This is a genomic window from Geminocystis herdmanii PCC 6308 (genome assembly GCF_000332235.1).
Lineage (GTDB): Bacteria > Cyanobacteriota > Cyanobacteriia > Cyanobacteriales > Cyanobacteriaceae > Geminocystis > Geminocystis herdmanii.
This window is the reverse complement of the sequence record NZ_CM001775.1, coordinates 2338256-2350664: the sequence shown is the minus strand read 5'-3', so window position 1 is coordinate 2350664 and position 12409 is coordinate 2338256. Positions and strand designations below refer to the sequence as shown.

The window sequence follows — 12409 nt, the reverse complement described above, 5'->3', positions numbered from 1 at the left end:
AAAAAGGGGGAATTTATTAAGACAATTATCCCCAATTCGACTTTTTTTTGGTGCTTTTTTTTGATGAATGATTTTACCCCAGATTTAGCGACTTCTTCTCTCCCCCCTCAAAATATTGAAGCTGAAGAAATAATTTTAGGAAGTATTTTATTTGATCCTAATGTTATGGGTAAAATTATCGATATTCTACCCCTCGAAGCCTTTTATGTTAATGCTCATCGTCATATTTACGAAGCAGCTCGAAATTTATATTTTCAAGGGCAACCCATCGATCTAATGACGGTTAGTACATGGTTAAATGATCATAATTTGTTGGAAAAAATTGGGGGTACTCCTAAAATAATTGGACTGCTCGATCGAACTGTTTCTTCGGCAAATATTGAGCGTTATGTTCCTTTAGTTACGGATAAATATGTTAGAAGATTATTAATAACCACAGCGAAAGAAATTAGTGAATTAGGTTATGATACTACCCAAGATTTAGATATTATTTTAGATGAAGCTGAACAAAAAATATTTAAACTTACTCAAGCAAGAATACAACAAGGATTAGTACCTATTTCGGAGACTTTAATCGATACTTTTACGGAGATTCAAAACTTTCAAGAAAAACTTGCTTTACCCGGTATCAGTACAGAATTTTACGATTTAGATGCTTTAACAGGGGGATTTCAACGATCGGACTTAATCATTATTGCCGGGCGCCCCGCCATGGGCAAGACCTCTTTCGCCTTAAATATTGCGGCAAATATTGCAAAACATCATGATTTAGCAGTGGCTATTTTTAGCCTAGAAATGTCGAGGGAACAATTAGCTATGCGGTTACTTTCTGGAGAAGGTAAATTAGAAAGTAGTCGCTTAAAATCTGGTAGGATTACAGAGCAGGAAATGGAACCTTTAATGACTGCTATGGGTACGTTATCGGAATTGCCTATTTATATCGATGATAGTGGTTATTTAACGGTAATGCAAATGCGATCGGAAGTGCGCCGTTTACAAGCGGAAAAAAAGGGCAAATTAGGCTTAGTTTTAATCGATTATTTACAGTTAATGCAGGGAAGTAGTGATAATCGTGTACAAGAGTTATCCAGAATTACTCGATCGTTGAAAAGTTTGGCGAGGGAAATTAATGCGCCGATTATCGCTTTATCTCAGCTTAGTCGTGCGGTGGAGCAACGAACCAATAAACGTCCTATGTTGTCGGACTTGCGTGAGTCAGGTTCGATCGAGCAGGATGCGGATTTAGTGATCATGTTATACCGAGATGAATATTACCATCCTGACACCGTTGATCAAGGAGTGGCAGAAATTATTGTGGCGAAACATCGAAATGGACCTACAGGACAAGTTAAACTAATATTTCGATCGGAATTAACTCAGTTTTTAAACATGAAACGGCATTCTAACAGTTAATTACTTGAGTTTGAGATCAAAAATCTTGAAGTTAAAGCTCGTTAAATCTAAATAAAATTTTTTCCTTCACAATATTTAGTACACAGGCTATACATGATATGTGCGATGTTTTCTGCTGATTATTTTTTTCTCAATTTTAGTGCAATTTATTCGCAATAGTGATAAAATAGTCTAAGTTACTTAATGCAAAAGATTATAGTTAAAATTCCATGAACAAAGTTAGTAGAAGAGTATTTTTAGGTGCTAGTGGTGCGATAGGTGCAGTAGCTTTAGCCGAATTAACGGGAGTAAAAAGTTCCTTTGCCCAAAGAGGACAACAAATCAACTTATATTCCTCTCGTCACTACAATACAGATCAAAGACTATATACAGATTTTCAAAAACAAACAGGAATTAAAGTTAACTTAATTGAAGGTAAAGGAGATGAATTATTGCAAAGAATTAGAACTGAAGGGCGTAATTCTCCTGCGGATATTTTCTTAACGGCAGATGTCGGTAATATTTGGCAAGCACAACAGGCAGGATTTTTCTCCCCTGTTAATTCTTCTATCTTAAATCAACGTATTCCTGCCAATTTAAGAGATACTGCCAAAAATGAATGGTTTGGTTTTAGTACCAGAGCAAGGGTAATTATGTATCGAAAAGGAAAAGTAAACCCTAGTCAGTTATCCACTTATCAAGACTTAGCGAACCCGAAATGGCGTGGTAAATTGATTATGCGTACTTCCACTAATATTTATAATCAATCCTTGACGGCATGGCTTTTAGGCATTGAAGGTCCCGCAAAAACTGAATCATGGGCTAAGGGTGTTGTGGCAAATTTTGCCCGTCAACCTCAAGGGGGCGATCGAGATCAGTTTGAAGCTGTAGCGGCAGGTGTTGCAGATTTAACCGTTGCGAATACTTATTATTTGGCCGCTTATGGTGATTCCACAGACCCCAAAAAGAAAGAAATTTTTAGTAAAATAGGCGTATTTTTCCCGAACCAAGCCCAAGGGCAAAGTGGTGCTTTTTCTAATATTAGTGGTGGAGGAGTGCTGAAAAATGCCCCTAATCGAGCTGGAGCGATCAAATTTTTAGAATATTTAACTAGCCCTGCCGCCCAAAATTATTTTGCTAAAGGTAACTCTGAATATCCTGTAGTTCAAGGAGCTCAACTCGATCCCATCTTAAAGAGTTTTGGTTCATTTCGATCGTCCACGAGTTCCTTAACGGGAGTTGGTCCTAATTTGGCTAATGCCGTAAGAATACTCGATCGAGCTGGATGGAAATAATGAGTAATAGACATTGATCATAATTATTATTTTACCACCGTAGAACAGGCATCTTGCCTGTTATTCGATCGCTAAAAGTGGAGATGCGCAATCGATATTTAACTAGGTACACTGAAATTCATGGAAAAACTCAGTCACAAGAAAAAATCGTCAATTTTTTAAATTTTTAAACCTGACACCTGATACCTGACACCTCAAATCAACAATTAATTTTTGCGTAATATCAGTTATACATTAAACATTGGATGCGAAAAATGCGATCGCAATTACTCCAACTACAAGAACAACACCTAAAATTCCCAAAATAACATAGTTTTTTTGTTCTTTTTTAGTAGGAGGATCAGCTTGATAAACTTTAGGTTCATTCGCAAAATTGTTAACTCTTCCACCGTCTTCAGTTGTATAGGGCATATTTTTAACCTCTTATTATAAAATGTCAAGGATATTTTACTATCCATGTTAAATCTTACACGGTTTTTCTGATTTTACCTAAATAATTAACAAGTCTTATTAATATAACTTCTCATGGTGAACCCAAATTTTGATAAGTTAAACAAAGGATAAATATAGAAAAGGGGATAAATATGAGTAAGGTTAAAGACGTTCAAATCGGTAGTATTGGTTTAGATACGAGGGTTTTTCGCTCTCGTACATGGGATCGATTAAAATTTGAGGTAGAATATGGTTTAAGTCGTGGTACTACGGCTAATTCTTTTATTATTGAAGGGGATAAAATTGCTTTAATTGATCCTCCGGGAGAGTCTTTTACAGATATTTTTCTGTCGGCTTTAGATCAAAGAATCCCTTTAAATTCTCTTGATTATGTCATTTTAGGTCATGTTAATCCCAATCGATCGAACACCATCAATAAATTATTAGAAAAAGCTCCCAACGTTACTTTTATTACTTCCAATACAGGAGCTAAATCTTTACAAACAATCTTTGAAAATACCTACCCAGACACAGTTACTAAAAATTCATTAAATATTATAGCCGTCAAAAATGACTATGAATTAGACTTAGGAAAAAATCATATTTTAGAATTTATTACTACTCCTAATCCTCGTTATCCTGATCAGCTTTTAACGTTCGATCGAGCCTCACAAATATTCTATACTGATAAGTTATTTTCGGCTCATGTTTGCGGAGATCAAATATTAGATGAAGGCTGGAAAATTTACCAAGAAGATAGAAGATATTATTTTGATTGTGTCATTGCACCCTATGCTACTCAAGTAATTAAGGCATTAGAAAAAATCTCCCCCAAAAATCCCCATATTTACGCCACTTCCCATGGTCCTTTGGTAAGATATGGTTTAACAGAATTAACAGGCTTGTATCGTCAATGGTTAGAAACTCAGCAAAATCAAACTCTAAACGTTGCCTTGATTTATGCTTCCGCCTACGGTAACACAACCGTTTTAGCCAACGCCATCGCCAGAGGTATCACCAAAGCGGGGGTAAGGGTAGAATCCATTAACGCTGAATTTGCCTCCAGTGAGGAAATAAAAACCGCCATTCAATTATGTGACGGCTTCATTTTCGGTTCTCCTACATTGGGAGGACACGCTCCCACTCAAATTCAAAGCGCTTTAGGTATCACTTTAGCCAACGCCGATACCAATAAATTAACAGGGGTTTTCGGTTCGTTTGGTTGGAGTGGAGAGGCGATCGATCTGTTAGAATCAAAATTCAAAGATGGTGGTTATCGTTTTGGATTTGAGACAATTCGAGTCAAATTCAAGCCAACAGAGGCTATACTTAAAACTTGTGAGGAAGCAGGTACAGATTTTGCCCAAGCCTTGAAAAAACGTAAAAAAGCCCTAAAACCGAAAGAATCCGCCGATAATTCCCTTAGTGCGCGCACCGAACAGGCTTTAGGTCGTCTCGTAGGTTCTCTATGTATTGTCACCACTCAAACAGAAGAATTAAAAGGGGCAATGGTGGCTTCTTGGGTATCTCAAGCAACCTTTAACCCTCCCGGTTTAACTATCGCAGTCGCCAAGGAAAGAGCGATCGAATCTTTGTTACCTATCGGTAGTAAGTTTGTCTTGAATATTTTAGAAGAAGGCAAACACATCGAATTAATGAAACAATTTTTAAAACCCTTTGCCCCCGGAGAAGATCGTTTTGCTAATATTGAATGGGAATCTGCTGAAAATGGATGCCCGATTTTATCTTCAGCCTTAGCCTATGTTGAATGTGAAGTCAACAAACGTCTCGAATGTGGTGATCATTGGGTGTTATATTCGATCGCTAAAAATGGTAAACTTTTATCCGATACTGGCTTAACTGCTGTACATTATCGCAAATCTGGCACACATTATTAAGGGGATTGGGGTGTTGGGGTGTTAGGGAAATAGGGAGACAGGAAGATAATTAATTCTTAATTCTTAATTCTTAATTCTTAATTCTTAATTGTTTTTTTGATTAATAACTTGAGTGAGAGTTTCGATCGCCTTAGTCAAATTCTCTTGTGCTACAATTTCAGGATTAACTTCTTCTTGTGCAACTGCTTCCGCCTCCGCTTCGGCGATTTCTTCCTGACGAATCAGTTTTCTTTTTACCGCTTCAAAACTACGAATGACTAAGAATAAACAAAAGGCAATAACGAGAAAATTGATAACAGAGGATAAAAATAAACCGTATTTTATACCAGAAATAGTTAACTCAGATAATGTATCAACTCCTGCGGCTTTAATGGCTGGGGATAAAATTGCTGGGGTAATTATATCTTGCACAAGAGAGTTTACAATACCATTAAATGCTCCACCTAGTATCACTGCTACCGCTAAATCAATGACATTACCACGCATGACAAAGTCACGAAAATCAGAGAAAAATGTTCTACTTCTATTAGCTACCATTTTGTTTCAAAAAAAATATCGAAAAAAGTTTAATTAAATTTTATCTTATGTTTTGAACGTAAGCAACATTCATTTTATTCGTTATTTATTATTAATTTGTCATAACTACTGTAGAAGAGTCATTAATCATAACTGTTAATTTTAATTATCAATATTAAGACGAATAATTTTATCATTGTCTATTGCCTATTTGATCTAGCTTATGCTGTATCATCAAGATATTAGATGCTCTTTTCTTGGCATCTTTTTTACTTCTACCATAACCATGAGAGATAATAGTTTTATCTTGATAATTGAGAATAATTTTGCAAGTGAAAAAGCCATCAATATTTATGAATTGATATTCAGGATATTCAAGGTTAGATAATTGACAAAAGTTATATAATTTTGAGACAAAATCATTATCATTTAGTCGATTTTTTTCTTGATCTTCTTTTAAATTATTATCTGTTATATTTTCTAATAAAATTTCATTATTAAGATTCTTAACATTTTCTTCCAATACTATTTCTTCTATATCTAATTTTGGTATCTCTGTTAATTGATTCTGCACATAACATTGAATATAGGCTAAAGCGGCTTTTTGTTTTGCTTTATTTTTTTTGATGTCAAATTGGGGTTGAAGATGAGTTAAACCATCTACATAACAACAAGCTATATATGTTTTACTATCAGAGGAATAATCAATACGATATTCTACGTTACAAGAGGTTAATTGAGAATGAATTAATAATACTGTAACACCATCTAAATTTTCTCGATCGAAAAACTGATTAATTTTACCGTGAAACCAAATTTTATACAAATCTTTAGGCAATAAATTGGGGATTCTTTCACCTATTTCGGCAATTACTTTTAGACAGTAATCTAACATTTTAGAAAACTCTTTTTCATTGACAGTAGAAACATCAGAAGGGAGAGTATTTTTTTCCTCATTTATAGTTGATTCTTCTATAGGCTTAGAAATTAATTCTCCTAAAACATATCCTTTGATGGTTGCTAAACCAGCTTTTTGTTTAGCTTTATTTTTCTTAGTATCTTGACTAGGTTTTTCTGTAGTTAAGCCATCTATATAACAATACACATAATAATTTTGATCTTCATTAGAATATTGAGATGTATAATCAATAACGGAATTATCCAGTTGATTTTTCACCAACAAAATTGAGGCAACATTGATATTTTCATGTTCAAAAAATAGGTTAATTTTTGCTACAAACCAGAGATAATAAAAATCCTTCGATTGTAAAGTATGAAGACGAGATTCTATATAGGGTAAAATTTGTTCTATAGCATTATTAAAAACTCCATATTGCAGTAAATCCGAAAATTCATCAACGGAAATTTTATTAACATCAAGATGAGGCAAATTATTAAATTTTTGTTCAATTTCTTGGTATTTTTTTTGTTTAATATAATTAGATTTAGAAATTTTTAATTTTTGGTTATATTTGTTAATATAATTACAAATATTTTCTAACTCTTCTATCGTATAAGGTAATGATTTTTTGTTAAAAATAGCTTTAATAATACGATGATTAACTAAGTCAACATAACGGCGTAATGGACTGCTAAAATGGGTATAAGCTATTAAACATAATCCGACATGAGGTTTAGCATAAGGAGAATAAATTGCAGGTACTAAACAATGTCCCATGGTTTTTCTCACGGTTTCAAAATCTGTTGTGCCTACGTCTTGAGTGCGGTATAATGCTGGAGTATTATTTTCTGCTAAAAAATTGGCGATCGAAGTGTTAGTTAGAATCATTAATTCAGCAATAAGTTGATGAGTATTAACATTTTCTTGAATTAAATTTCCATCTTCATCTAAGTAACCATCTTCGGTTAAAATACCAGAATTTCCTCCTCTTTTTTTTGCTATTAATTGAGAAACTTTTTGCATTTTGACTAATAATTTATCTTCAGCACTATCTTGAGGATTATTTAAAATTTCTTCTACTTCTTCGTAACTAAAAGCCTTTTTATTGGTAAAAATTGTTTCTTTTATCCGTAAAGAATTAACCTCTCCATTATTACTAATTTCAAAAAAAATTGTTAAAGTCAATCTTCTTTCATCCGGTTGTAATGATCCTAAATTAGTGCTAATATGACTGGGTAACATAGGAGTTGGCGGAGAAGTGTGATATAAAGTAATCACCCTTAATAACGCTTCTTCATCAAGGGGAGAATTTTTAGGAATTATTGTCGCAACATCTGTAATACTAACTTGCAATTCAAAGTTACCGTTACTCAATTCTACCAACCAAATACCGTCATCTCGATCGACAGTACTAGCATCATCGATCGTAATACCAAAAACAGGTAAACGATTACCATAATAATCTGCTAAGTTGATAGCGGAGGCTTGTTCGATATGTTGAGTAGTAAATTTGCGAGGTTTAATCATAGAATTCGGGCAAAGTTTAAGAGTCACCGTTGGAAGTTGAGAGTTCATTATCCACTATTCATTGTACTTAATTATCATGAATGAAGAAATATCTACTAATAATAAATCCCCAAAATCCTTATTAATCCCCATTCTTATCGGTATTTTTTTCGGTATTTTACTAGGTGGTTTTTTGCCAATTTTCGGTAAAGAAATTTATTTTTTAGGAGAAATATTTATCAATGCTTTATTAATGTTAGTTATGCCTTTAGTGATAACCTCGATGGTTAACAGTATCACTGGTTTAGGTGATTTAAGATTCCTTAAAACCATGGGATTAAAAACTCTTATTTTATATATGATAACTACTGGAATAGCAGTTATTTTAGGTTTAATTTTAGTGATAATTATTCAACCCGGAGTTGCTGATACGGAAACAGAAAGGTTATTATTACGGGGAGGACAATTTCTGGAATCTGCTGAATATTCTATTACTAATAACCAAGTAAATGTCGAAAATGATACCTTTAGAAAATCCTTTGACGATCGATATTTAGTAGTATTAAGAGATCAAAACATTATTGGCAGAATTGATTTTGCAGGAGCGCATAATCAAAGGAGTATTTTAGTAGAAAAATGGCAAGATTCTGATGGTAAAATAGTTACTCCTGCCCAAAAAGGTAGAGGGATAAAAATTGACTTAACCATCGCTCAAAAGTTATCAGGAAAAGAAGAAACCTCTATTATCACCACTTTAAAAAAGGTAATTATGGGCTTATTACCAAGAAACTTATTTCAAGCAATGGCGAATAATGATGTCTTACCCTTAATTGTGGTTTCCTTAATTTTTGGAGCAATTTTAACGACGATCGATCGAGGTAAAATAGTCATTGATTTATTTGAGGTATTAAACATTGCCGTGTTAAAAATGGTGGACTTAATACTCTTATTTTCTCCTGTGGGTATTGGGGCGTTAATAGCAGGGCGTTTAGGGGAAGCTGGAGGGTTTAGTGGTTTTGCTACGGAGTTTTTATCCCTCTGGAAATACACAGGTACAGTGATGTTAGGTCTATTTTTGCACGGATTTATCATTCTACCTTTGTTATTTTACTTTATCACAAAAGGGAAACCCCCATTTATTTTTTTACGGCGAATGTTACCCGCTTTGACAACGGCTTTTTCCACCGCATCAAGTTCGGCAACTATTCCCGTTTCCCTTGAATGTGCCATCAAAAATAATAAAATTAATCCTAAAATTGCCGATTTTGTCATCCCGTTAGGGGCAACAGTTAACATGGATGGTACTGCCCTTTATGAAGCAGTGGCGGCGGTATTTATTGCCCAAGTGTATGGTATGGAGTTAAGTATAGGGCAACTGGTGGTTATCTTTTTAACCGCTACTTTAGCCGCTATTGGCGCAGCAGGTATTCCTGAAGCGGGTTTAGTGATGATGATTCTCGTTTTAAAAGCCGTGGATATTCCCATAGAAGGTATATCTCTTATCTTAGCTATTGATTGGTTTCTCGATCGATGTCGCACCACTGTTAATGTTTTTGGTGATAGTGTGGTAGCGGCTATGGTGGAAACCCTAGAGGAATAATGGAGAATGGAGAATTGAGAATTGAGAATTGAGAATTGAGAATTGAGAATGGAGAATGGAGAATTGAGAATTGAGAATTGAGAATGGAGAATTGAGAATGGAGAATTGAGAATGGAGAATGGAGAATGGAGAATTGAGAATGGAGAATTGAGAATGGAGAATGGAGAATGGAGAATGGAGAATTGAGAATTGAGAATTGAGAATGGAGAATGGAGAATTGAGAATTAAATCCACTTCAAAGATGTTGAGTTCAATTTATTGAACGGGATAATATTAGCCGTGTAATTCATTATACGGTTGACTATTAGACTTCTCCATTAATTCTGATTTAGAGGGCTGAAGCCCTTACTACAAACCAACAAAAAATCTTTTTTGGAGATGTCTATTGATTAACTCCCTATTACCTATTACCTATTACCTATTACCTATTACCTAACACCTTGATATTTTTTTATTTGTTCGTAGTTTACTATTCTCGATCGAATATCATATTATGCTAGTGAAGAAAAAACGTAATTAGACAAAATAGTATGTTTGAAAAATTGACACCGCCAGAAGTAGGTAGTAAAATAAAATTTGATAATGGTTTACCCATAGTACCTGATAATCCCATTATTCCCTTCATTCGTGGAGATGGTACAGGAGTGGATATTTGGCCGGCTTCTGAGAAAGTCATCGATGCGGCAGTAGAAAAAGCCTATGGTGGCAAACGCAAAATTAGCTGGTTTAAAATCTATGCAGGAGATGAGGCTTGTGAGAAATACGGCACTTATCAATATTTACCCGAAGACACCCTAACCGCTATCAAAGAATATGGTATCGCTATCAAAGGTCCTTTGACTACTCCTGTAGGTGGTGGTATTCGTTCCTTAAACGTTGCCTTACGACAAATTTTTGATCTCTATAGCTGTGTTCGTCCTTGTCGTTACTATGAAGGGACACCTTCTCCCCATAAAACTCCTGAAAAATTAGATATTATCGTCTATCGGGAAAATACAGAGGATATTTATTTAGGTATTGAATGGAAAGAAGGCTCAGAAATCGGACAAAAATTGATTAAAATTCTCAATGAAGACTTAATTCCTGCTACACCTGAACACAAAAATAAACAAATTCCCCTCGATTCAGGTATCGGCATTAAACCCATTAGTAAAAAAGGCTCACAACGCTTAGTGAAACGGGCGATTCAAAATGCCTTGAAGTTGCCCAAAAATAAGCAAATGGTGACTTTAGTTCACAAGGGCAATATCATGAAATATACAGAAGGGGCGTTTCGTGATTGGGGTTATGAGTTGGCAACGACAGAGTTTCGTCAAGAGTGCGTTACTGAGAGAGAATCTTGGATTTTAGGCAACAAAGAGGCAAATTCCGACATTTCCATAGAAGATAATGCTCGTCAAATTGAGCCGGGTTACGATGGTTTAACTCCTGAAAAACAAGCTGTTATCTGTGCAGAAGTCAAAACTGTGTTAGAAGCTATCTGGGATAGTCATGGTAATGGACAATGGAAAGATAAGATTATGGTAAACGATCGAATTGCTGATAGTATCTTCCAACAAATTCAAACTCGCCCTGATGAATACTCTATTTTAGCAACCATGAACCTCAACGGCGATTATTTATCCGATGCGGCTGCTGCTATTGTGGGCGGTTTGGGCATGGGTCCGGGTGCTAATATTGGAGATAACTGTGCTATCTTTGAGGCTACTCATGGAACTGCTCCGAAACACGCTGGACTCGATCGAATCAACCCCGGTTCTGTTATCCTATCAGGAGTGATGATGTTAGAGTTTATGGGATGGCAAGAAGCCGCCGACTTAATTCGTTCAGGTATTAGTAAGGCGATCGCATCCAGACAAGTTACCTACGATTTAGCAAGGATGATGACTCCTCCTGTTGAGCCTCCTTTGAAATGTTCAGAGTTTGCTCAAGCGATTATCGACAATTTTGAATAATCAATTATAAAACAAGTTTGTAGTGATGGCTTTAGCCATTGATTAATAAGCCTTAAAAGGCTTACTACAAACTTAATCTATCTTGATATTAAAGGAAATTTTCGATATTTTAAATAGTATCCTGATAAAATAAAAACAGCTATTAAAACTGTGCCTAAGCCGACATAATTAGGTAGCCAAAAAATTGCTTTTATCTCATTTATTTGTCCTGCTTCTAAAGAAATTTTATAATTATTATTAGCTAATTTTTCCCATTTTGGATAGTCATTTGTAATGAGTTTTGCACCAAAAGGAAAGCTAAATTGTATCTGTAAATCGATTAAATCTCCTGAGGAAATAATTATAGTGCCGTCATTGGCAATAACTCCTAATGGTGTTAAATCGGCATTCAAATTAAGAGTATTTCTTTCTAATAAAAGTAAGTTTTTCTGCTCGATCGACATCTTAGCGTTTAAATCGAATAAAGTATTATAATCATTTTGAGCTAATTTTTTTCGAGTTTTGTCTGTATCTGGAGCAACAAAAAATTGATTAAATTTAGTAACTAAATCTTTACCATTATCAAAAGGAATAGTTACCACTAATTCTTCCTTAGAAATCCGTTTTGTTTTCCCTTCTAATTTTTTTGCTTGAGTCTCAATATTTTTTAATAAAATATCCCCTTCACCTTTGCTAAAACTGGTTAATTGTTCACCTAATTTGATATGTTGAATCATCATGCCACTATTAACATGGGGAAAATAAACATCCACATCATAACGAACACAACCTGTTAAAGTAAGAATTAAACAAAGAAATAAGAGTATTTTTTTCATGTTAAATAAATTATATTTAAGATAAGTTTATTATAATAAATGTTTCTCTAGGACAATTAGATATATTGTAGGTTGGGTTGAGGATACAAAACCCAACAA

9 protein-coding genes are annotated in these 12409 nt (G+C 34.6%); 5 read left to right on the top strand and 4 right to left on the bottom strand.

The features are described 5' to 3' along the window. The first annotated feature begins 63 nt into the window (after positions 1-63). Positions 64-1413, top strand: coding sequence for a replicative DNA helicase (dnaB, locus tag SYN6308_RS11680; protein WP_017294625.1), 1350 nt, complete (start codon positions 64-66; stop codon positions 1411-1413). Between the two features lie 209 nt (positions 1414-1622). Next, positions 1623-2687 (top strand): Fe(3+) ABC transporter substrate-binding protein, encoded by a 1065-nt coding sequence (locus SYN6308_RS11675; RefSeq protein WP_017294624.1) that lies wholly within the window; start codon positions 1623-1625, stop codon positions 2685-2687. Between the two features lie 234 nt (positions 2688-2921). On the opposite strand, the gene psb34 is transcribed toward SYN6308_RS11675, so the two are convergent. Beyond that, a complete protein-coding gene (gene psb34 / locus SYN6308_RS24580; protein ID WP_017294623.1) occupies positions 2922-3098 on the bottom strand; it encodes a photosystem II assembly protein Psb34 in 177 nt (58 codons plus the stop codon). A gap of 173 nt (positions 3099-3271) precedes the next feature. Between psb34 and SYN6308_RS11665 the strand changes: the two genes are divergently transcribed. Beyond that, positions 3272-5017, top strand: coding sequence for a diflavin flavoprotein (locus tag SYN6308_RS11665; protein ID WP_017294622.1), 1746 nt, complete (start codon positions 3272-3274; stop codon positions 5015-5017). 84 nt (positions 5018-5101) lie between these two features. On the opposite strand, the gene mscL is transcribed toward SYN6308_RS11665, so the two are convergent. Further along, complete coding sequence (mscL, locus tag SYN6308_RS11660) at positions 5102-5554, bottom strand: large conductance mechanosensitive channel protein MscL (RefSeq protein WP_017294621.1); 453 nt, start codon at positions 5552-5554, stop codon at positions 5102-5104. A gap of 172 nt (positions 5555-5726) precedes the next feature. After that, positions 5727-8009: an RNB domain-containing ribonuclease gene (locus SYN6308_RS11655; RefSeq protein WP_237741212.1), complete on the bottom strand. Its 2283-nt coding sequence runs from the start codon at positions 8007-8009 to the stop codon at positions 5727-5729. 28 nt (positions 8010-8037) lie between these two features. Between SYN6308_RS11655 and SYN6308_RS11650 the strand changes: the two genes are divergently transcribed. Next, a complete protein-coding gene (locus SYN6308_RS11650; RefSeq protein WP_017294619.1) occupies positions 8038-9540 on the top strand; it encodes a dicarboxylate/amino acid:cation symporter in 1503 nt (500 codons plus the stop codon). Between the two features lie 530 nt (positions 9541-10070). Then, the gene (locus SYN6308_RS11645) at positions 10071-11495 is read left to right on the top strand and encodes an NADP-dependent isocitrate dehydrogenase (protein ID WP_017294618.1); all 1425 of its coding nucleotides are present in this window, start codon (positions 10071-10073) and stop codon (positions 11493-11495) included. Between the two features lie 77 nt (positions 11496-11572). On the opposite strand, the gene SYN6308_RS11640 is transcribed toward SYN6308_RS11645, so the two are convergent. Continuing rightward, positions 11573-12310, bottom strand: a complete 738-nt coding sequence (locus tag SYN6308_RS11640; RefSeq protein ID WP_017294617.1) for a DUF3153 domain-containing protein — start codon at positions 12308-12310, stop codon at positions 11573-11575. Positions 12311-12409 lie beyond the last annotated feature (99 nt).

Excerpts from the sequence above, each read along its gene's own strand:
- dnaB (WP_017294625.1), top strand. The coding sequence starts at position 64 with ATGAATGATTTTACCCCAGATTTAGCGACTTCTTCTCTCCCCCCTCAA.
- SYN6308_RS11665 (WP_017294622.1), top strand. The coding sequence starts at position 3,272 with ATGAGTAAGGTTAAAGACGTTCAAATCGGTAGTATTGGTTTAGATACG.
- SYN6308_RS11650 (WP_017294619.1), top strand. The coding sequence starts at position 8,038 with ATGAATGAAGAAATATCTACTAATAATAAATCCCCAAAATCCTTATTA.
- mscL (WP_017294621.1), bottom strand. The coding sequence starts at position 5,554 with ATGGTAGCTAATAGAAGTAGAACATTTTTCTCTGATTTTCGTGACTTT.
- psb34 (WP_017294623.1), bottom strand. The coding sequence starts at position 3,098 with ATGCCCTATACAACTGAAGACGGTGGAAGAGTTAACAATTTTGCGAAT.
- SYN6308_RS11645 (WP_017294618.1), top strand. The coding sequence starts at position 10,071 with ATGTTTGAAAAATTGACACCGCCAGAAGTAGGTAGTAAAATAAAATTT.
- SYN6308_RS11675 (WP_017294624.1), top strand. The coding sequence starts at position 1,623 with ATGAACAAAGTTAGTAGAAGAGTATTTTTAGGTGCTAGTGGTGCGATA.
- SYN6308_RS11640 (WP_017294617.1), bottom strand. The coding sequence starts at position 12,310 with ATGAAAAAAATACTCTTATTTCTTTGTTTAATTCTTACTTTAACAGGT.
- SYN6308_RS11655 (WP_237741212.1), bottom strand. The coding sequence starts at position 8,009 with ATGAACTCTCAACTTCCAACGGTGACTCTTAAACTTTGCCCGAATTCT.